This is a genomic window from Paenarthrobacter sp. 10N417 (assembly GCF_056394745.1).
The window spans coordinates 143,093-163,362 of record NZ_JBFTIL010000010.1 but is presented as its reverse complement, the minus strand read 5'-3'; the positions used below and the strand labels follow the sequence as shown (position 1 = coordinate 163,362).

The window sequence follows — 20,270 nt, the reverse complement described above, 5'->3', positions numbered from 1 at the left end:
CGACAGGCACGGCTGCACAAAATTCGAAACCAGCTGAAAACCAAACCACCACACACGGGGGTGCGCAACGGCCTGGCCATAATTTCAACCAATCAATAAAACAATCGGCATCAACAAACTTGGCACACTATTGAGTTCTCAAACAACAGACACTAACCGGCACCACCAGAACCCCTAACAGGGCCACAGGATCGCTCCGGAGCAACTTTTCAAACTTACCCGATCAACCGGAACCATGCAAATCAACGTTTCCGCGATTTTCGATCCCGCCGCATCGGCCCCACCCGTTACCGGCACGCCCAAAGCGCACCATATTCCAGGCTGTTATCAAAGGGGTTGGCCCCCGCAGTTCCCAGCACCAGGCTGTCTCACTCGCGGCGACTCAGAAGACATTACACGCCCAGCAGCCCCGACACAAATCCACCCTCACACCCCCACAAACCCCGCAAACACAAGCCAAACAGAACCACCCAAACCCAAAAACAGCCCAAAACCACCACAACAACCACCCGTGAACCCCGTCACACCAACCAAAACCCCACCCAGCCAGACAGCCGCGCACCCAACCCAGCAACCGCCGTCGAACATTCCCAACCCCCTCCAACCCAAAAGCCGACACAACATGAGAGAACAAACCCCCAAACACGTCCGGACGTGAGAGAAGGACGCTCAAAAACAACGATTACGTGAGAGAACGACGCTCGAAACACTTCGGGACGTGACAGAACGATCCCCCAAACACGTCGCGATGTGAGAGAAGGACGCTCAAAAACAACGATTACGTGAGAGAACAACCGAAGGGGGCGGGGGTCATCCGGCAGCGCGCGTCCAAGGGAGGAACGACCGAGCGCGCAGAGGATGACCCCCGCCCAAGCCACACGCCGCACCGGTACCACAGACAAGCGCGCTTAAACGCAGAAAAGGCCGGCAACCATAACGGTTACCGGCCCTTTCAGAGCTTCGTGATTACCAGGAAGACTTGGTGATGCCCGGGAGCTCACCGCGGTGAGCCATGTCGCGGAAGCGAACACGGGAGATACCGAACTTCTGGAAGGTGCCGCGGGGACGGCCGTCGATCTGGTCGCGGTTACGCAGACGGATCGGGGAGGCGTTGCGGGGCAGCTTCTGCAGGCCGAGGCGTGCAGCTTCGCGTGCTTCGTCAGTCGCGTTGGGGTCAACCAGGGTCTTCTTCAGTTCGAGACGCTTGGCAGCGTAACGCTCAACAATGACCTTGCGCTGCTCGTTGCGAGCAATCTTGGACTTCTTTGCCATGTGTTTAGCGCTCCTCTCGGAATTCGACGTGCTGGCGGATCTTGGGGTCGTACTTCTTCAGGACCAGACGGTCAGGATCGTTACGACGGTTCTTGCGCGTTACGTAGGTGTAACCCGTGCCCGCAGTGGACTTCAGCTTGATGATCGGACGTACGTCCTTGTCCTTTGCCATTAGAGCTTTACTCCTCGTGCCAGGATGTCGGCGACGACAGAGTCGATGCCGCGTACGTCGATTGTCTTGATGCCACGGGCTGACAGGGTCAGCGTGACGTTACGGCGCAGGGACGGAACCCAGTAGCGCTTCTTCTGAATGTTCGGGTCGAACCGACGCTTGTTGCGGCGGTGCGAGTGCGAAATGCTGTGTCCAAAGCCCGGCTCGGCCCCGGTCACTTGGCAGTGTGCTGCCATGACTCTCCTCCAAAGATTGAATGTAAYGGTGTGCAGATGTTCCTGCGTTACCGTGCGACAGGCAGCGTTCGCATCCGATCCATACCATTTCGGTAGTTTCCGCATCAAGTACGGCGAAGAAGGTTGGGCCTCAGAACCGGGCAGTGATAAACACTGGAACAGATCCTGGGATACCGGGCGAATACAGGAATGCACGCAACTTGAGCCCCTAACTACCGGCCATCGGGATGTCAGTCAGACTGACCTCACCGCCAACCGGAGCAATTGCACACGATCCGCACTACCTAGCGCCTAACTATTCTACGGGCCAGGCCAAATTAAGACCAATCAGGAATCATAAGCCCTCACAAGCCCTTTCACAGCAGAACGAAAGGATCATTGGCGAGTCTTGGATCATGACATCGCTTCTCTCACGTGTTTCGGGTGCTGAACGGTCCTCGGCGCCGGGCCCACGGACGCCACCAGCCGCCGTCGAACCCTTTCGGGCGCAAGCCCGACGGCGGCTGGCCCGGGCCGACCTTTTGGGTTTCCTCGGGTGGGTGTCACCGGTGGTCGCGGTCGCCTTGTGGCTCGCAGACGGCGGCGCAGGCGGATTCTCCTCCTTTGCCGGAACAGCGACAAGCCTGGGAATCGTGGCTGGTTTGGTCGGCATGGACGTGGTCCTCCTCATGCTGCTTCTCGCGGCCCGGATCCCGTTGATCGACAACACAATCGGGCATGACCGTGCTCTTGAGATCCACAAATCACTGGGCAAGCCAGCCCTGTACCTGCTGCTTGCACATGGGCTCCTCATCGCGGTCGGTTATGGCGCGGCAGAAGGGCTTGACCCTGTCAGCGAGGCCGTCTCCCTGTGGGTCAACGTGCCGGATATGTGGCTTGCATTCGTCGCTATGGCGCTGTTCATCGCCGTAGTGGTGACCTCGCTGGTGGCCGTCCGTCGCAGGTTCCCTTATGAATTCTGGTACGTCGTCCATCTCCTGACGTATGCAGCCGTGGCAACGGCCATCCCCCACCAGTTCAGCGTTGGCGGACTCTTTGCCGAAGGAACCTGGCAGCGCTGGTATTGGCTGGCCGTCTGCATCGGAACGGGCACGGCGCTCCTGTTCTACAGGATTTACAAGCCACTCGCAGCGACATTCCGGCATGAGCTCAGGGTCAGCCGCGTGGTCCGTGTTGCATCAGACGTCTTCAGCATCGAAATGACTGGACTGCGCCTGGACGGGCTCGCTGGTTCCGGCGGGAGATTCTTCATCTGGAGGTTCCTGGCTCCCGGATTCTGGTGGCAGCCGCACCCCTTCAGCCTGTCCGCCGAACCCCTTCCGGCCACGGGCACTACGGCGGGCAAACTCCGTATCACGGTCCGGAACCTGGGCGACGGATCGGACCGGCTGGCCCGCCTTAGGCCCGGCACCAGAGTCGCCCTTGAAGGACCCTATGGGATGTTCAGCACCGCCGCCCGGTCCCGCAACAGGGTGGTGATGATCGGCGCCGGCATTGGCATCACTCCTCTGAGATCGCTGCTGGAATCCACCCCATTTGAGCCTGGTAATGCAACTGTTTTGCTGCGCGGACACGACGAATCAGAGCTCTTCCTTGGGCAGGAAATCATGGCCCTTTGCCAATCCCGCGGCGCAACGCTCTTCCACCTGACCGGCCCGCGCTCCGCACGCTCCAACGAATGGCTGCCCCAAGCAGCCGTTCAAGCCGGTTTCACGCTCCACTCCTATGTCCCGGACGTGGCCGAGGCTGACGTCTACGTCTGCGGCCCTGCTGGCTGGGCCGACAAAGTGGTGCAGGATGCACAGTCGGCCGGGCTAACTCCAGAACAAATCCACTACGAAAGGTTCGACTGGTGAGAATCCGGGCAGCAATGGCAACGGCCCTGGCCTCCGCGGGCATCCTGCTCGCGGGCTGGCAAGCAGGCGCCCATGTGGCCGAAACAGGTACTTCCACCACAACAAGCCTGAGCAGCAGCCTGTCTGCTGGCGATTCGGCGGAGAACGGCAGCACCTCCACCGGGGGCGGCAGCAGCACGGAAAGCACGACGGCGGCAACGTACGACGGCGCGTCGGTCGGGACCCGTTTCGGCACAGTCCAGGTGCAGGTGACAATCCAGAATGGCAAGATCACCGAGGTCACACCCCTCCAGCTCACCGATGCGGAACGGAAGTCTGCACAGATCAGCAGCCGGGCAGCACCGGTCTTGCGGTCCGAGGTCCTGCAGGCCCAGTCAGCCAATGTACAAACTGTCAGTGGCGCGACCGTCACCAGTGAGGCCTATCTCACCTCCCTCCAGGCGGCCCTCGATGCAGCCAACTTTTAACGGCGAACAGCTCCGTGCGCGTACCTTCCGCAGCATGGGCACTGTGGTGAGCCTGACCGTGGCGAGCGACACGTCCGCCCAAACCGCCGTCGACGAGCTGCAGTCCGCCGTCGACGTCGTAGGAGAGATATTTACTCAGCTCGACCTGACGTTCAGCCTTTATCGCGAAGGATCTGAGGCAAGCCGGCTGGCCCGTGGCGAACTGACGTTGGCTTATGCCTCGGAGTTAATACAGGAAGTCTATGCGGAGGCCTCGGAATGGCGCGTGGACACCCACGGGGCATTCACGGCCGAGCGACCGGACGGCGCGTTGGATCTTTCCGGAATCGTCAAAGCCCACGCCATGCGCGAAGCTGCGCTGTCCTTAGGTGCGCTCGGCCTGCACGATTGGTGCCTCAACGCTGGCGGGGACGTGCTGGTGAACGGATCAGCCGGGCCCGTGGACTCTGCCTTTGAAGATCCCAACCTGTGGCTGGCGGGCATCGTTGATCCGTTCGATCGCCAGAAGCTGCTCAGTACATACCGCCTCAGCGCCTCGGCCGAAGGCGGAATGACGGCCTTGGCAACGTCTGGCTCGACTGAAAGGGGAGAACACATTTGGACCGTCGGGGCCGAACGGACGGAGTTTGTTCAGGTTTCCGTCGCGTCACCGGACATTGTCACGGCTGATGTCCTGGCAACGGCAATCGTCGCGGGCGGAACGCGAACCTTGGACCAGGCAGTGGAGAAATGGGGCGTCGAAGTACTCGCGGTTGGCAGGGCCGGGACTTTGCTCGCCACGCCGGGTTTCCGTAACGGCGCCTGAGCCCCGCCCATTAGACCGGGCGGATCAGAGCCGGATATCTCGGGCTCAGCCCGTCGCCCGACGACGTCCCCCGCACACGGCGCACCACCCACGGGCCGGCGAATTCCCGGACCCATCGCGCGTTTGCCCGGATGGCTTCGGACCTGTTCAGCGTGGGAAGCGGCGCGAGCTCCGGGACCTCGAGCACATGCTCATGCTCGAGGACGTCCAGCACGCGCCTGGCCATATTAACGTGGCCCGCGGTCGACATGTGCATCCGGTCCTGCGCCCACATCCGGACGTCGTAGTACTCATCGAACCGCCAGTAGTCCACCAGCAGGGCACCATGGTTCTCGGCGATTTCGCGCAGCAGTTCGTTGTAGATCGCGGTCCGACCACGCATCGTGCTGAAAACCTTCGAACCGCGGGCGTCAAAGCCCGTGAAAAGCACTACGGTGGCTCCCGTCGCGCTCAACTTGGCGATGCCGGCGTCGTAATCCTCCAAAAGCGAATCAATATCGATCTTGGGCCGCAGGATGTCGTTGGCACCGGCGTACATCGTCACCAACGTGGGCTTTAATGCGACCGCCGCGTCCACTTGTTCTGCCATGATTTGGCGGAGCTTCCTGCCGCGGATGGCGAGGTTGGCATAGCCGAAGTCCTCGTTGCTGTGGGCCAACTGCCGGGCAACGACGTCGGCCCATCCCCGGACGCCGTTGGGGCGGGTTGGGTCGTCGTCGCCAACGCCCTCAGTGAAGGAATCCCCTAAGGCAACATAACGGGCAGAAAAATCCATGCCGCCAGTCTGCCATTAGCCGACCGTTTGGGTAAAAAGCTACGACTCGCGCAGGATCCAGTGGTTATTGTCCAGCCGGGAGACGATTTTCTCGCCGATGCGCGCGAGGTCCGCGACGTCGTCGGGCGAGAGTGAGTCGAGCATCAGCGCCCGCACGGACTCAACGTGACCGGGAGCGAGGGCCACAATGGTGGACATGCCGGCCTCGGTCAGGTGGGCAACGGTGACCCGCGCGTCGCCCGGGTGCGCCTGGCGTTCCACCCAGCCGCGCTTCTGGAGTTTGGTGACCACGTGCGACAGCCGCGATAGCGACGCGCTGGTCCGGGCCGCGAGCTCGCTCATGGGCAGGTACCGGCCCTCGGTTTCCGAGAGCATCGCCAACACGTTGTAGTCGAACAGCGACAATTTCCCGGCAGACTGAAGCTGCGTATCCAACGCCGACGGAAGCAAGGTATTGATGCTCAGGAGGGCCAACCAGGCACGGCGTTCGTCGGCATTAAGCCAGCGGGGTTCAGTCATGGATCCATCTTAGGAGAATTAGCCGGTTGGCCCGGCCTTGCTGCAGCCGCAAACGGTAGGCTGACGGAATGTTCGTTGTTGCCCTGACCTACAAAGTTCCGGACGAAATCGTCGATTTCCACCGTCCAGGCCACATGGCCTGGCTTAAGGAAGCGTTCGACGCCGGCGTGTTCCTTGCGTCGGGACGTCGCGTTCCAGCCACGGGCGGCGTGTTGCTCTCCAAAGCTGACCGGGCAACGCTGGATGACTCACTGGCCAAAGACCCGTTCTACAGCAACGGCGTGGCCGAGTTCGAGATCATCGAATTCACCGCGACCAGCGTGGCCGAGGGCTACGAAAACCTGCTGGACAAGTGAGGCTTGCTAGCAGCTTCACTGCGAAGGCTGCTGGTTTTCGACCAGTTTCTTCAGTCCACCCTTCCGGGGGACCTTCACGGGTTGGGGCCACCGCGGATTCAGGCAGTCCCCCAGCGTGACGCCGCGGAGTTTACGTCCAAAAAGCGGCAGCACCCAGTCGTTCACCCAGCGCCGCTGCCTGCGTTCCCATTCGCGCATGGTCATTCTTTGGGGCGGGTCCCACTGCTTCAAAGAAATCTTGTGCGGGACGTTTAGGTGGTCCAGGACTTGTGCGGCGAGAAACTTGTGGCCGGCCTTGGACATGTGGAGCCGGTCCGGGGCCCACATGCGTGAGTCTTTGTAGGCGTCGAAGCACCAGTAATCCACCAGGATCGCCCCATATTTTGCAGCAACATCACGGACCTTTTGGTTGTACATGGTGTTGCGCTTCTTGAATGGTTCCAGGACGGCTGAGACCTTCACGTCAAAGCCGGTAAAGAGGACCACCGTAGCTCCCGTTTCGCTCAGGCGCGCGACAAGCAACTCGTAGTCGTTAAGGAGCGCGTCCATGTTCGTGCCAAAGTCCAGGATGTCATTGCCGCCGGCATACAAGGTGATGAGTGTTGGCTCCATGGCCAGTGCGGGCTCGAGCTGTTCATCGATGATGTGTCGGAGCCTCTTGCTGCGCACTGCGAGATTCGCGTACTCCCAGCCCGGCTGCGCTTTGGCCAATTTCTCGGCGACCCGGTCTGCCCACCCGCGAACCCCATTGGGCAGCACCTTGCTCGGGTCCCCCACGCCCTCGGTGAAGGAATCCCCAAGGGCGACGTACCGCCGTCGTCCGCTGTGCCCAGCCGCGTAAACATCCCGCATCCAGCCGACGCTACCCACCCACGGTTACACCCCAACCAACCCCAAGTGAACAGGACGAACGGGACATGAGAGAACATCCCCCATAAACCGGGGGGAAGTGAAAGAACATCCCCAAAAAACCCGCGGGAAGTGAAAGAAGATCCCCCAAAAAGCGGCGGGAAGTGAGAGAACATCGGAAGGGCGACGTGCCCGCAAGGCCGCAGCGGCAGTTTTGTGTAGGAGCGCATCGCGGCCCATCGTGGCGCGGAGGTCGCCCAGCGACCGGAACGGCACCTATGGGTTGTGTCTAAGCGACGGCAAAACTGCCGCTGCGGCCCAACCCAGCAACGGCGGCAAAACACGCTTAGCCCTCTGCCTTGCCCCGTCRCCAGTACCCCATGAACGCCACTTGCTTCCGATCAATTCCAACGTCCCGCACCAAGTACCGCCGCATTTCCTTGATCACGAACGCTTCCCCGGCGATCCAGGCGTAGAACGGCAGTGCGCCGGCAGGCAGAGTGGGGTTCTTGGTGGCTTCGATGGCTGCGGTGTCCATGCGTTGCGGGGTTTCCCAGAGGATGTCCTGGTCCACGTTGACGTCTTCGGGCTCGGGACCGGCAGCGGAGTCTGTGCCCTTGAGGCCTACCCATCCCGGCACGGGAACGGCCTTGGCGACCGCTTCCTTGAGGAGTTCGCCGTGGGGGCGTGAGCGTCCGATGGCTGCTCCACGGGCAAGCCAGGTTATTTCAATGTCGGCTTCGGTGGAGATGTCCTGGAAGTCGCCGGCTTCGGGTACCTCGAGGAAGGCGTGGCCGGTCATGTCGGCGGGCAGGCTTTCCAAGATTGCGCTGATGGCAGGGACGGCGGTTTCGTCGCCGGCGAGCAGGACTCTCTGGGCCAGGCCGGGGCGCCATTCGATGCCGCCGTAGGCTCCGGCTGTGGTGCACTGCGCCGCACGGTTGTTGGGGCCGATGATGGTGATGGCGTCGCCGGGCTTGGCTTCTTTCGCCCAGTTGGCTGCGGGCCCGCCGTGGCCTGCATCGTCGAAGTGCATCACAAAGTCGATGTCGATCTCGGGGTAGACGGCGTCGAGTCGCTCAGCCCTGACGGTGTAAGTGCGCATGTCACCGCGGACGGACGGGTCCATGGCCAACCATTCCTGGTACCAGCCGGCTTCTTCCATCTTGAAGGGAGGCAAAGGAAGAACGTTGCCGTCCGCATCTAATGAAGGAACCATCAGCTTCACGCGCAGGTCCAAGGTGTCCCCTGCAACCCCGAAGCCGCGCAGTGAGTAGCCTCCAAACGTGATCCGGCGGAAGTTTGGGCTCAGGTCCTGCACGGCCGAGACGGTGACGTCGAAGGCGAGGGTCATCGGTTCCACGGCGGCGCTCGCTTGGGTCCGTGTTGGTTGGGCACTCATGAGGCGATCTCCAGTTCGTTGGTTGAAACGGGCTGTGCATGGTGGCGTCCGATGGGGACAATGAGCGGTGTTCCCGAGATGGGGTCGGGAACCACGCGGGATTCCAGGCCAAAGACGTCGTAGACCAGTTGCTCGGTGACCACGACGGGTGCGGGTCCTTCGGCCACGATGCATCCGCCTTTCATGGCGATGACGTGGTCGGCGTAGCGCGCGGCGAGGTTGAGGTCGTGGAGCACGATCGCCACGGTGGTGCCCCGGCTGCGGTTGAGGTCCGTAACGAGGTCCAACACTTCAACCTGGTGCGCAAGGTCCAGATACGTGGTTGGCTCGTCAAGCAGCAGCACGTCGGTTTCCTGCGCAAGGGCCATGGCAATCCAGACGCGCTGGCGCTGGCCACCGGACAGTTCGTCGACGCTCCGCTCTGCGAGTTCCAGTGTTGCAGTGGCTTCGAGCGCCCGCTGCACCGCGGCCTCGTCAGTCGAACTCCAGCTGCGGAAGAAGCCTTGGTGCGGGTAGCGACCGCGGCCCACGAGGTCGCGCACGGTGATGCCGTCCGGTGCAGTGGGGTGCTGCGGCAGCAGGCCAAGGGTGCGCGCGAGTTCGCGGGCGGGTCGGGAGTGGATGTCCTTGCCGTCGAGGGTCACGGCACCGCCGGCGGGCTTGAGGAGCCGCGACAATCCACGGAGCAGCGTGGACTTACCGCAGGCATTTGCGCCCACGATCATGGTGACTTTCCCTTCGGGGATTTCGGTGGTGAGACCCTCAACCACCTTGCGGTGCTCGTATTGAAGTGTCAGGTCCTTGGCATTAAGGATGGCCATGTCAGGCTTCCTTTCGATTCGAGGTGACCAGGAGCCACAGCAGGAAGGGTGCACCGAGGGCGCCGGTGATGACGCCGACCGGGAGGACGGTTCCGTCGAGGATGACGGGGGCGATGCTGGAGGCGAAGAAGTCAGCGGCCAGCACGATCAGCGCGCCGGTAAAGGCCGACGCCGGCAGGCTGGGTTTACGGACGATGCGGCGTGCAATTGGTCCGGCCAGGAAAGCGACGAACGCGACGGGACCGGCAGCGGCCGTTGCGACGGCGGCAAGCCCCACGGCGGTCAACACCAGTCCCAGCCGGGTGGCGTTGACCTTGATGCCCAAGCCGGCGGCTGCATCGTCACCGAGTTCGAGGATGCGCAGCGGGCCGGCCAGGATGATGACAGCCGGAACCAGAACCAGCAAGGACACTGCGAGGACGCCTGCCCGGTCCCACGTGGCGGAGTTCAGGGAACCGTTAAGCCAGACGAGGACGTCAGCCGCGGTACGGATGTCCGCACGGGTCATAAGAAAGTTGACCACTGCATGAAGTGCAGCAGCGATACCAACACCAGCCAGGATGAGGCGGTTGCCTGCAGCGTTGCCGCGGCTGCCTCCGCCAGCCCCGGAGCCGCCGCGGGAAATCGCGTAGATGATGGCAGCAACACCCAGCGCTCCGCCAAGAGCTGCCCAGGAAACGACGGCCCCGGAAGCACTAAAGATCACGATGGCCGTCACGGCTGCAGCACTGGCGCCGTAACTGATACCAATGACATCCGGGCTGGCCAGCGGATTGCGCAGCATGGTCTGGAAAAGCGCACCTGCCAGGCCAAAGGCCACGCCGATCAGCGTTCCGACGGTAGCGCGCGGCAGCTTGTGCTCCATCACGATGAAGCTGGCTCCTGGAATTTTCTCGCCCCCGGTCAGGTGGTTGATGACGATGGTGAAGAAATCAGGAATGGTGACGGTGTAGCTGCCCAGGAGAACGTACACGCTGAACATCACCACGAGGGCGAAGCCCAGAAAAAGCGTGGGGCTGAGCACGCGCCGAAGTGACATTTGATGCCCATGTTTCTGGGAATCATTGGTGTTAAGTGCCAACTCGGTGGGGAGTTTGTGAACGGTGGTCACAGCCCGGCCCCCTTTCCGCGGCGGATGAGCCAAACAAAGACCGGCGCCCCCACGAGCGCGGTCATGATGCCGGCGGGAACTTCTCCCGGAAGCAGGACCACGCGGCCGATCACATCGGCGATGATCAGCAGGATGGGCGCCGAGATCGTGGAGAACGGCAGGATCCAGCGGTAGTCCGGACCAGTGAGCGAGCGAACAGCGTGGGGAATCACCAGGCCGAGGAAGCCAATGGGTCCAGCCAGCGCAGTAGCGGATCCGCATAGCAAGACGATCCCCAGGCCAACGATTCCGCGGGACAGGGCCACATTCTGGCCAAGTCCACGGGCGATGTCGTCACCCAACGCGAGGCTGTTCAAGATGCGGCCACTGGCCAGGACGATCACGGCGCCGACGGCCAGGAAGGGAAGTGCGGGCAACAGGACGGACCAATCGCGTCCGCCAATGCTTCCCACCTGCCAGAACCGGAATCGGTCCAAAGTGTCCTGACTTGAAACCAGGATGACGTTCATCAGCGAGAACAAGCCCGCGCTCAGCGCCGCACCCGCGAGGGCGAGCTTGACCGGCGTCGCGCCGTCACGACCCCTGGATGCGATCGCGTAAACGACGACGGCGGCTGCTGCGGCGCCGATGAAGGCGAACCAAATGTAGCCGGTCAGCGAACCGACACCGAAAACATAGATGCCCACGACAACAGCCAGGGCCGCACCCGCGTTGAGTCCCAGGATGCCGGGATCAGCCAGGGGATTGCGGGCCACTCCTTGCATTGCCGCTCCGGCCAAGCCCAGGGCGGCGCCTGCCAGGAGACCCAATACTGTTCGGGGAATCCGTGCGATGACCACTGCGTGGTCGCCGCTTTCAGGATTGAAGTTGGTGAGTGCTTCCCAAATGGTGGTCAGGGGAAGCCCGCGCGCGCCGATTGCCAAGGATGCTGCGCACGCAGCGACGAGTACGACGACGGCGGCCACCAGCCAGGCACTCCGCCCACCTGTCACGTTGGGACGGGTTCCCCCTCCCGCCGCATTGCTCCGGGGGTCGCTACCTCGCTGGTTACCCGGCACTGATGTGCCGCCAACCTTCCCCACGGAAGCCGCCGTAGTCGCACTCAATTTCATTGCAGTTACTTGCCTGCCGCGTCGGCAGCCTTGTCCGCTGCGCTGCCCAGCTGCGGCAGGAACGTGTCCAGGGCCCACGGCAGGCTCAGCGGCGAGGAGGCGGAGATGGACAGAGTAAGGGTTTGATCGGCGTCGGCAACGAGTGCGCCGGACTTGACGGCGGGTATCTGGCCCAGCAGGGGGTCGGCCTTGATGGCGTCGGCGGTGGCGGCTTCCGGCACCCACGTCACGAAGACATCGGACTGGAGCTCGTTGGCTTTCTCAGCAGACCACGGGATGAAGAAGTCCTTGTTGGTCTTCGTGTTCTGCTCCACTACCGGAGCGAGCTTCATGCCGATTTCGGAGAGGAAGCGCGGGCGGTTGTCGATGGCCGTGTAGACGTTCACGCCGTCGCCCTTGGCCGGCTCCAGGTTGCCGTAGATAAAGGTCTTGTCCTTGATCTGCGGGTACTTGGAAACCTTGTCCTTGACGGTGGCTTCGGTGTCCTCGATCAGCTTCTTGGCTTCGGCTTCCTTGCCGAGGGCCTTACCGATGATGGTGGCGCTCTCCTGCCACGGCGTACCGTAGGCGAGCTCCGGGTAAGCAACCACGGGAGCGATTTCCGAAAGCTTCTTGTAATCGGCTTCCTCCAGGCCGGAGTAGGCGCCGAGTATGACGTCCGGGTTCAGCTTGGCGATCTCTGTGAAGTTGATGCCGTCCGCCTCGGAGAACTGCACGGGAGCCTTGTCCGAACCGAAGCCTGCCCCAAGCTTTTCCAGCGCGGCATCCTTCCACGGCGTGGAGCCCTTGTCGTTATTGCCCCACTCGTTCTTGGGAACGCCAACCGGGACAACGCCCAGGGCTATTGCGACGTCGTCATTGACCCAGGAGATGGTGACTACGCGCTTGGGCTGTTCCTTGATGGTGGTCTCACCGAAAGCGTGCTTGATGGTCACGGGGAAGGCAGCGGTTTCTGCCTGCTCCGTCGCAGGAGTCGTGGTGGTGGCGGGCCCGGTGGAGCAGCCAGTGAGGGAAAGGGCGACGACGGCCAAAGCGGCTGTGGCGGTGCCTGCGGTCTTCAGCAGGGCACGGCGTGGAAGAAGGGAAGCCACGGGACTCCTTAGGTAAGGGATGCGAACCTAAGTAAGGCTAGCCTACCCTTTGAATAATTACGAAACGTTTGCATAACGTAATCACCTCGCCAGGGCATTGCTAAGATATCGGCAGCGGACTACCGCTTCCAGGGAGAACGACGAGTTCCAGAGAGAACGACGAGGAGATGAGCGTGCGCACGGATTCCGTTGCAGCAGCCATGGTTGGCGAGGTGGCCATTTTGGCCTGCTTGGCACTCCCCCACCCGTCGGCATCACTCTAGCTCCCAGCCCTGGCACCCCTATTTTGGGTCTCTTTGCTGTGCCTCGCTTTCACTGGTGACCGACGCCCCCTGCCAGTTAACGCGCTCCTGTTTGCGCGACGTCGATCATCTCCGAAAGAAGCTTTGCCGTGCAGAAAATCACTGCCCAACAAATCCGTTCATCGTTCATCAATGCCAGCCGGTCCGAAGCTGCCAAGCTCAATCTTCCCCGCGACTTTGAAACCATCGACTGGGACAACCTTGAGTTCCTCGGTTGGCGCGACGAAAAAATGCCGCAGCGCGGTTACCTGGTGGTGCCGCACCGGGGCAAGCTCACCGGAATCATGCTTCGCGCTCCTGAAGGTGGCTCAGGGAAGAAGCGCGTGGTGCTCTGTGAACTGTGCCGCGACGTGTTCTCCAAGGATGACGTCTACCTGTGGGTTGCCAAGAAGGCCGGACAGTCAGGCAAGGACGGCAACACCGTTGGGACCCTGATCTGTGCCGAGTTCGGTTGCAGCGCCAATGTGCGCAAGGAACCGCCCGCCAACGAGATCAACCCGGACCCGGCCGTCGTCGTGGTTCGGCAAATCGCCGGGCTCGAAGAGCGGACGGCCCAGTTCCTGGATCGGGTGCGCGGGACTTCCACCCGCTAAAACCAACGCGGGGTCACATATGGCCCATTAAGGTCTCCACCACGGGCCATAAGTGACCCCGCGTTGCTTTATCGGAGGACGATGTCTACGGGGTTGGCTTCGGATCGCCATGCGCCAGGCTCGCCAAGGCCTGCAATGACGGGAGCGGTGAGCACGCCGGAGCGGTTGGTCCGCTTGTCGCGGAGGATTTCCGTGACCGAGCCAAGGTGCCGGGACAGATCGATCACGTTTTCCGGCGCGGCCAGCAACAACTGGAAGCCGAATTCGTGGAGCGCCTTGATTCCGGCCCCGGCGAATTCCTCGGATGCCAACACGAAAGCTTCGTCCATCATCACCGTGCCGTAGGTGGTGAAGCCCTGCTCGGCAATGCCCAGCTGGTAGCTCAAGGCCGCTGCCATGATGAACGCCGTGAACCGCTGACGCTCACCGCCGGACATGGAACCGGTATCGGCATGCATGAAGACCTCGGTCTTCTTCTTACCGGACTTGCCCGTTCTGGCCGACTTCGCCGCCACCTCCCTGTGCTCCTTGCACTGGATAAACAGGTGACCGCGGACGTCCAAAACCTCGGCGCGCCAACGGCGGTCCTCAGGAGTTTGGGAACCGAGACGCTTCACAAGGGTCTCCAGGGACTTGTAGCGGGCGGTGAGCTCGGCGTCGTCGTCGGCCTCTGTTCCAGCCGCGGCAGACGCACTGCGGGAGGGCCGCGTGTGCTTGGCCTTCAGCGCGTTCTGGATCGCATCCTTGAACTGCTTGGCCGTAGCCGGAAGCGTCTGCTTGATGTCCAGTTCCAGATAGCTGCCTTCGTGGAAATTGACCTCGGACAGGATGCCGTTGAGGGGCAGGATCCGGCTGGTGATGCTCCGGCGCTCCTCGTCCAGCAGGTGCAGGAGCGTACTGAACGATTCGTGCGTGCGCTGGTTGAAGAACAGCCGGAACTCCGCCTCCTGGGCGGGCAAGCCATCGCTCACGATCGCGTGATATCGCGATTCGAAGTCCCCGGCAGCACCAATGGACGTGCCATAGTCAGCGCTGATAGCGCTGCCCCAGTCGCGCACGAAAGCCTCGAATATTCGCGTCAGACGCTCTGCCGTAGCCTGGCTGCGTGATTCGGCGGCGTGCAGCTCGTCGAGCAGCTTGTTGCGGACGCTGTTGGCCAGGTTGTCGAGTTCGTAAAGTTCGGACACCTCGCCGACGCCGGCAAAATACGGTTCCAGCGCGGCCACGGTAGAGCTCGACGGCGGTGCTTGCTCAAGCTTCAACCTCGCGGCATCGAGCAGGCCGTCAGCTGTGACCATCTTTTGGTCGAGCGCTTTGTATTCACTCTGCAGCACGGCGGCCGCGCCTGTGGAGGACTGGTGCTTTTCCCGTACGGCCTCGATGTTGGCGCGCAACGGTTCCAGGTCCGCCTGGGCAGCCAGTGCGTCCGTCAGCCGCTGCTCAATCCGGGTAAGCTCGTCCGCCGCAACCGCTGCGGAGACCTGTTCCCATGGACGCTCATCCTCGGCCACCCGGCGAAGGGCTTCCAATTGGCGGGCCATCCCTTGGTGGGAATCCTCACGGCTTTGCGCCAATTCGGCAGCCTTTGCGAGCTCGTTTTCCAGCTCGCCCACCCTGGCCGCCACCAGTTCAAGCTTGGACGCATTATCGAAGCCGAGGACGTAATCCTGCCGGCTCGTGAAACGGTCGTCCTTTTCCACGGTGTGCCGGTTGCGTTTGACCACACCACCCAGGCTGAGGCCCTTATCCATCGAAGCAAGCTCGTCCGGGTCCTCCACGCACGGGTACGCGAAGTCCAAGGCGATCCGCTCGCGGATCCACTCGCCGGCGTCGGCGTTGGCGCCCGAGGTGAGGATGCTCAACTTAGTCAAGAGGTCGCCGTCGGACACGTCCTCCACAGCCAGCGCGCCACCGGCAACGGGCTTGGACACATCCACTGCACGCAGTGCGCCCCGGACCGTGTTGTCGTTCAAGTACCGCGTAACCGCAGCGAAATGCTCTCCAGGGACCAACAGCGTGGTGGCGAGGTTACGCAGTGCGCGCTCTGCGGCCGGACGCCACTGATCCTGGCCCTCGGCGAGGTCAATCAACTCGCCGCCGAACGGCATCCGCTCCTCGGGGATGCCGGTTGCAGCTGCAATCGCGGCTCTGTTCTCAATACTCGACGGCGGCAGCAGAGATTTGCGCGACCGCAGCGACAGCAGCTCCTGCTCAGCGGCGGCCAGCTCGCGTTTTTTGGTCGCATGGCCGTCGAAGGCCTCGAAACGGAGCTCCTTCAAAGCCTCCGAATCGTCCTTCAACTCCGCCGAACGGGTGGCAGCCTGCTCATGGGCCTGGTCCCAGCCCTCGGCAGACCATTCAAGGTTCAGCCCTGCATCGGCCAGCGCCTTGCGGGCGGATTCCTCCACCTGTTGGCGCAACTTCAGACTTACTCGGGCGTTCTCCAACGATTGCTCGATAGCCGAAATCGCGTTACCGCCGCGGTTGTTGTAATCCAGCTCCAGCTCACGGAGTTCCTTGGCCAAGGCATCCCGGACCGTGCGCTCGGCCGCGAGCTCCTGCGCCTTGGACTGAGCCAATTCCTTGAAACGCGCCAAGGTCTTGGCGTGGACAGTGACCGCAAGCTGCTGCTTGTACGCTTCAAATTCCTCGCCAGCCAACTCGCGAAGCCTGTTCGCATCCAACAACGCCTGAGCATAGTCCTTGTTCAGCCCCGGAACCGGCGCCAATTGGTCGCGCTGCTGCCGGACATCCTCCAATCGCTGGCGGATGGACATCAGGTTGCTGAATTCCTCCACCACATCATCAGCCGCAGCCAACGTAGCCGGAGCATCAAGTACCTGGTCGCGGAAGAACGTATTAACGCTGCCGCCAAGGCCCTTCCCGGCCTGAATCACACGCAGCAAGGGAAGTGCCTGGTCAGAATTGATGCCGAGGAGCCTGCGGAACCGCTCCGCAAACGTCTTATGGACGTCGAAGACCTGGCCGTCAGGGAAGATCCCTTCCAGGGCACCCTTGGTGAACCTCTTCTGGGCAATCCCCTCGATCGCTTCCAAGTCCAGCGGCTTGTTGTCAATCACATAAAAACGCCCGACGCTGGACTCCGTGCCATTCTTCGGCAAATCAAACAGCGCAGAGACCGTCACCTTCGTGCCGGCCGCGTTATCAAACGTCAGAGCGACGGCGGACCACGTGGCACCAGGGCGCTGGAAGGCACTGGCCGAACCATCGCCAACAGCCTTATCACCGACCTTGCCGCGCATATAAGTAAACGTGGTCCTCTTGTCCTCCACAGCGCCCCCGGAACGCTGAGCAGCAGCCTCATTGGACCGCGGGCGGGCATCAAACACCCGGAGCATGGCATCAAACAACGTCGACTTGCCGACGCCGGAATTGCCCGTCAAAAGGGTGCCGTTGCGGTCCACGTGCATAGTGTGGGCCCCATGGAACGTGCCCCAGTTGACCACCTGCACGAGTGCCAGGCGCATCTGTCCGGGGTTCGTGAGCTCGCCGAGCGGGAGCATCGTTGCGATCGTCACTTGGCTGGCTCCTCTGTTGTCTGGTCGCCTATCGCGGCGGTACTGCTGTCCGCGGCGGTACCGGACACATGCTCTGCATGCTCGGTCGTTCCTCCCTTAGACGCATGCTGCCGCATGTCTCCGGGATCGCCGCTCGTGCCGTTCCCGGCTTCCGAACCCGCGTCAAACCGTTTAGCAAGATCGACGAGGTCGCCATTTGGATTGACCCCGGCACCATCTTCATTTTCGTGGTCAGCGATGGCGGCTGACGGCGCTGGATTGAGGACTTCTGGTACGTCCGCGTCGGTGAGGTCGGCACCCAAGGTAGACGGCGCCGATGCCGCCCCGGGAGTGGCATCGGGCATGCCGGAGCCGGGCGGCTCGCTGCTTGCAGCAGAGTCGTCCGGCGAAGGGGCGGGGGCGGCATCGGCGTCGTCGTCCTCACCATCAGAGTCGTGCCCGTCAGCGGCGTCGTCGTCGGCAGAGGAGTCGAGGCTCTCAGAATCCAGATCCAGCAGCGGCTCTGTTCCTGATTCGTCGGCGGCTACCGCTATGAGGGCCTCTATTTGGGCTGGGATGTCGCCGATGTTTTCGAAGGGGAGGGCCAGCGGGAGGGCGTTGCTGATGGTGTACGTGTCGTCCAAGGGGGTGGGGAGGAGGAGTTGGCGGGCCAGGAGTTTGGTGATGGTGCGGGTGACGACGTCGGAGTCGCGGAGTGCATCCTGTTGGCCTGCGGGGGTGTAATTGGCGACGAGGTCCGAGATCTCTTCGCGGGTGATGGTGGGGTCCGTCTGGGCTGTGACGTGGCGGTCCAGGAGGAGGCGCAGGCGGAGGAGGACGATGGTTTCCACGCGGCTCAGTGCACGCTGTTGCCGGAGGATGCTTGATCGTGAGCTGGCGCCGATGATCTCGGGGTCGACGGGGCGGAGGACGGCGATCTTGCGGTCGTGATCCAGCTGGAGAGTGAGGAACAGTTCGGAGAGGCGGCTGCGGAGAATGAGTTGGTTGTCCAGGAGTGTGGTCCAGAGCTTCTCGTCGCGGCCGCCGTCGATGTAGGGGCCTTTCAGCAGTTTGACCAGCGCGTGACGGACCTTCATCGGCAGCACCCCTGTGTCGCCCGGGAAGAGCGCGGCGCCGTCAACGAACGTGTCCCGCGGGGTGACCCGGAATGGGTCACCATGGCTGGCGTGAGACGCCGTTTCAGCCGCGACTTCAGCCGCCTCAACGATGCCGTGCTCGTCGGCAACGTGCTCAACGGTGACGTGCCCCTCCTCGGTGACGTCCGTCGTCGTGATTTCCTCAGTCATCAGAATCCTCATTCAGCGTGACGACAGGCAGGTACGCGGTGCGGATGCTGCCGTCGATTTGTTCGAAGTCGATGTGTTCCCAGGCGGCCCGGTCGAAGGCCGCACCACCATGCAGCGCCATGGACAACAGGGTTCGGACAGTGTTGACGTGTCGTTCCTCGGCGGGCAGGTTTTCCCACGCCTCGCCCAGGGTAGCTGCGCCGGCCATGGCGGCCCGCACAACAGCAGGCTTCGCCTTTCCAGTGCGGGCTGACCGAACCCGGTCCGAGTCACTGAAGGCGATGGGGTCCGCCAATCGGGGCGGCGTTGCAAATTCGTCGGGGTCGAAAAGTTTGACCATGGCCAGCGACTCGAACCCTGCGTTGTACAGAACGGGGCCGCGGACCAGGCCGGGTCGATCACGCTCGTAGGGCATGGACCGGATGGCTTGCTCTGCCTCAGCTAAGACCTTGCGCAGGCTGACCGACTGGCGGACGTCGTCGCTCTGGATATAGGTGTTCAGGCTCTCGGAGAGCTTGCCGTAGATTCTCTGGATCTGGCTGTGCTGGGTGCGCAGTTCGGCCACGAGGTTCTTCAGCGTTTCGCGGTCCTCGTGCGAAAGATCGTCCGCGAACTGACGGCTCAGGACCTCCCCGATCGCAGAGCGGAAACGCAACTGCTGCTGCGGGTCTTCCAGAAAGGCTGTGAAGGAGCGGAACGTTCGGCCCTCTGGACTTTGACGCAGGCGTTTGTCGGCCTCCAGAACCTGGGCCATGGTTGCGCCCTTGCTCAGAGACTCCTCGATGATCTGGTTGCGGAGTTCGCCCACCAACTCCTCGATGCGGTCACGCATTTTCTTGTAGTCAGCGGGCAGGCTGGCGGCGAGGTCAAGGATGTTGCCTGCAGCCTCAACAGCTTCTTCGTCGTCCAGGAGGCCGTCGAACTCGCCGGAGCTGATGTCCTCGACGAGTTGCTGGCGCTCCTGGATTTCTTCCTCCAGCGCCTCCAAACGTGCGCTCTGGTCCGGGTTGGTCTCGTTGGCGAGCTTCTCCACATCGCCAAGCAGCGTACCCAAGCGGGAACCGTTGAGCGTGGAACGCTCGCTTGAGAGGCTGTCCAGGAATGCGAGCACACGCGCCGCTGCTTCGGTGACCTCGTAGACGATCTGGCCGGACTGGTTGCGGCGTGTCAGGAACTGCTTGCGCGTCCATTCGTCGCCGAAGGCCTTGCCGTTCTGCTGGCCGCCCAGCCCTGGTTCCTGGCGGCGGAGCTGCTCAAGGAAGGCGTCGACGTCGGCATGGAACTCTTCCAGCGGAAGCTGCGGCCGGGTGCGGGTGAAGGAAGCCTGCAGCACCGCGATCACCCAAGGGGCCGAACGTGTGAGGGCCCAGGCTGGACCTTTGGTTAGTTGCTCGAGGTCGCGAAGCCGGGCACTGATGGCGTCGGCGGAGGACATGGCTGAACGGGACAACTACTCTCCTTCAGCTGCTGCGAAACCTGGCTGGCAGCGGAAACTGCCCCGTACAAGGTTAACGCAGAGCATCACCGCCGCGTCGGGCGGTGCTGAAAGGGCCGCCGTCGAGCCTTCCAGGCACGATTCGAAGGCTGGCCCCGCAATCATTCCGTAACATACCGCCCCGGTTCGGTTTCGATCCCATATCGACACGGCCGCGACGCGATTCTGTGCTGGCCGAAAACCACGCCCGCCCCTAGTGTCGGATCATCGA

At 62.4% G+C, this 20,270-nt stretch carries 18 protein-coding genes and 1 pseudogene; 5 read left to right on the top strand and 14 right to left on the bottom strand.

Annotation, left to right across the window (positions count from 1 at the left end):
* Positions 1 to 966: 966 nt before the first annotated feature.
* Genes rpsN through rpmB form a run of 3 tightly spaced genes read right to left on the bottom strand, consistent with a single transcriptional unit; the run spans position 967 to position 1,680 of the window.
* On the bottom strand, positions 967 to 1,272 hold the full coding sequence (gene rpsN, locus AC1DCM_RS14525) for a 30S ribosomal protein S14 (RefSeq protein ID WP_216927432.1): 306 nt from the start codon (positions 1,270 to 1,272) through the stop codon (positions 967 to 969).
* Positions 1,273 to 1,276: 4 nt separating this feature from the next.
* Entirely contained in the window at positions 1,277 to 1,444 is a 168-nt protein-coding gene (gene rpmG, locus AC1DCM_RS14520; protein ID WP_003798558.1) for a 50S ribosomal protein L33, read from the bottom strand.
* Positions 1,444 to 1,680, bottom strand: a complete 237-nt coding sequence (gene rpmB / locus AC1DCM_RS14515; RefSeq protein ID WP_011776361.1) for a 50S ribosomal protein L28 — start codon at positions 1,678 to 1,680, stop codon at positions 1,444 to 1,446. The genes rpmG and rpmB overlap by 1 nt, the downstream gene beginning before the upstream one ends.
* Before the next feature lie 395 nt (positions 1,681 to 2,075).
* Here rpmB and AC1DCM_RS14510 point away from each other — a divergent pair, with 395 nt between their 5' ends.
* From AC1DCM_RS14510 to AC1DCM_RS14500, 3 genes are read left to right on the top strand one after another with little or no spacing between them, the layout of a single operon-like run.
* Entirely contained in the window at positions 2,076 to 3,536 is a 1,461-nt protein-coding gene (locus tag AC1DCM_RS14510) for a ferredoxin reductase family protein (protein WP_477518774.1), read from the top strand.
* Positions 3,533 to 4,003, top strand: coding sequence for an FMN-binding protein (locus tag AC1DCM_RS14505; protein WP_477518773.1), 471 nt, complete (start codon positions 3,533 to 3,535; stop codon positions 4,001 to 4,003). Before AC1DCM_RS14510 ends, AC1DCM_RS14505 begins: the two co-directional genes overlap by 4 nt.
* Complete coding sequence (locus AC1DCM_RS14500) at positions 3,987 to 4,808, top strand: FAD:protein FMN transferase (RefSeq protein WP_477518772.1); 822 nt, start codon at positions 3,987 to 3,989, stop codon at positions 4,806 to 4,808. The genes AC1DCM_RS14505 and AC1DCM_RS14500 overlap by 17 nt, the downstream gene beginning before the upstream one ends.
* A 10-nt stretch (positions 4,809 to 4,818) precedes the next feature.
* Here the strand turns inward: AC1DCM_RS14500 and AC1DCM_RS14495 are convergent, their stop codons facing one another.
* Together AC1DCM_RS14495 and AC1DCM_RS14490 are read right to left on the bottom strand one after the other, a co-directional pair.
* Positions 4,819 to 5,583 (bottom strand): SGNH/GDSL hydrolase family protein, encoded by a 765-nt coding sequence (locus tag AC1DCM_RS14495; protein WP_477518771.1) that lies wholly within the window; start codon positions 5,581 to 5,583, stop codon positions 4,819 to 4,821.
* A gap of 39 nt (positions 5,584 to 5,622) precedes the next feature.
* Complete coding sequence (locus AC1DCM_RS14490) at positions 5,623 to 6,102, bottom strand: MarR family winged helix-turn-helix transcriptional regulator (RefSeq protein WP_216927438.1); 480 nt, start codon at positions 6,100 to 6,102, stop codon at positions 5,623 to 5,625.
* 68 nt (positions 6,103 to 6,170) lie between these two features.
* Here AC1DCM_RS14490 and AC1DCM_RS14485 point away from each other — a divergent pair, with 68 nt between their 5' ends.
* Complete coding sequence (locus tag AC1DCM_RS14485; protein WP_477518770.1) at positions 6,171 to 6,458, top strand: YciI family protein; 288 nt, start codon at positions 6,171 to 6,173, stop codon at positions 6,456 to 6,458.
* Between the two features lie 15 nt (positions 6,459 to 6,473).
* Here AC1DCM_RS14485 and AC1DCM_RS14480 read toward each other — a convergent pair whose 3' ends face one another.
* The 6 genes from AC1DCM_RS14480 to AC1DCM_RS14455 form a co-directional block, all read right to left on the bottom strand.
* A complete protein-coding gene (locus tag AC1DCM_RS14480) occupies positions 6,474 to 7,310 on the bottom strand; it encodes an SGNH/GDSL hydrolase family protein (protein ID WP_477518777.1) in 837 nt (278 codons plus the stop codon).
* A 343-nt stretch (positions 7,311 to 7,653) separates the two neighbouring features.
* Positions 7,654 to 8,709, bottom strand: a complete 1,056-nt coding sequence (locus AC1DCM_RS14475; protein ID WP_477518769.1) for a siderophore-interacting protein — start codon at positions 8,707 to 8,709, stop codon at positions 7,654 to 7,656.
* Positions 8,706 to 9,530 (bottom strand): ABC transporter ATP-binding protein, encoded by an 825-nt coding sequence (locus tag AC1DCM_RS14470; protein ID WP_477518768.1) that lies wholly within the window; start codon positions 9,528 to 9,530, stop codon positions 8,706 to 8,708. Before AC1DCM_RS14470 ends, AC1DCM_RS14475 begins: the two co-directional genes overlap by 4 nt.
* A gap of 1 nt (position 9,531) precedes the next feature.
* Positions 9,532 to 10,641, bottom strand: a complete 1,110-nt coding sequence (locus AC1DCM_RS14465; protein WP_477518767.1) for a FecCD family ABC transporter permease — start codon at positions 10,639 to 10,641, stop codon at positions 9,532 to 9,534.
* Positions 10,638 to 11,753 carry a FecCD family ABC transporter permease gene (locus AC1DCM_RS14460; protein WP_477518766.1) on the bottom strand — a complete coding sequence of 372 codons (1,116 nt, stop codon included), beginning with the start codon at positions 11,751 to 11,753 and terminating at the stop codon, positions 10,638 to 10,640. Before AC1DCM_RS14460 ends, AC1DCM_RS14465 begins: the two co-directional genes overlap by 4 nt.
* A 5-nt stretch (positions 11,754 to 11,758) precedes the next feature.
* Positions 11,759 to 12,844 (bottom strand): iron-siderophore ABC transporter substrate-binding protein, encoded by a 1,086-nt coding sequence (locus AC1DCM_RS14455; protein ID WP_477518765.1) that lies wholly within the window; start codon positions 12,842 to 12,844, stop codon positions 11,759 to 11,761.
* Positions 12,845 to 13,235: 391 nt separating this feature from the next.
* On the opposite strand from AC1DCM_RS14455, the gene AC1DCM_RS14450 reads away from it, so the two are divergent.
* Positions 13,236 to 13,739 carry an FBP domain-containing protein gene (locus AC1DCM_RS14450; RefSeq protein ID WP_377655101.1) on the top strand — a complete coding sequence of 168 codons (504 nt, stop codon included), beginning with the start codon at positions 13,236 to 13,238 and terminating at the stop codon, positions 13,737 to 13,739.
* 68 nt (positions 13,740 to 13,807) lie between these two features.
* Here AC1DCM_RS14450 and AC1DCM_RS14445 read toward each other — a convergent pair whose 3' ends face one another.
* From AC1DCM_RS14445 to AC1DCM_RS14435, 3 genes and pseudogenes are all read right to left on the bottom strand, one after another.
* Positions 13,808 to 17,278, bottom strand: coding sequence for an ATP-binding protein (locus AC1DCM_RS14445; RefSeq protein ID WP_477518764.1), 3,471 nt, complete (start codon positions 17,276 to 17,278; stop codon positions 13,808 to 13,810).
* Positions 17,279 to 17,685: 407 nt separating this feature from the next.
* A pseudogene (locus AC1DCM_RS14440) lies at positions 17,686 to 18,564 on the bottom strand (DUF4194 domain-containing protein); the annotation flags it as partial.
* A complete protein-coding gene (locus tag AC1DCM_RS14435; protein WP_477518763.1) occupies positions 18,557 to 20,014 on the bottom strand; it encodes a DUF3375 family protein in 1,458 nt (485 codons plus the stop codon). The pseudogene AC1DCM_RS14440 and the gene AC1DCM_RS14435, both read right to left, overlap by 8 nt.
* Positions 20,015 to 20,270 lie beyond the last annotated feature (256 nt).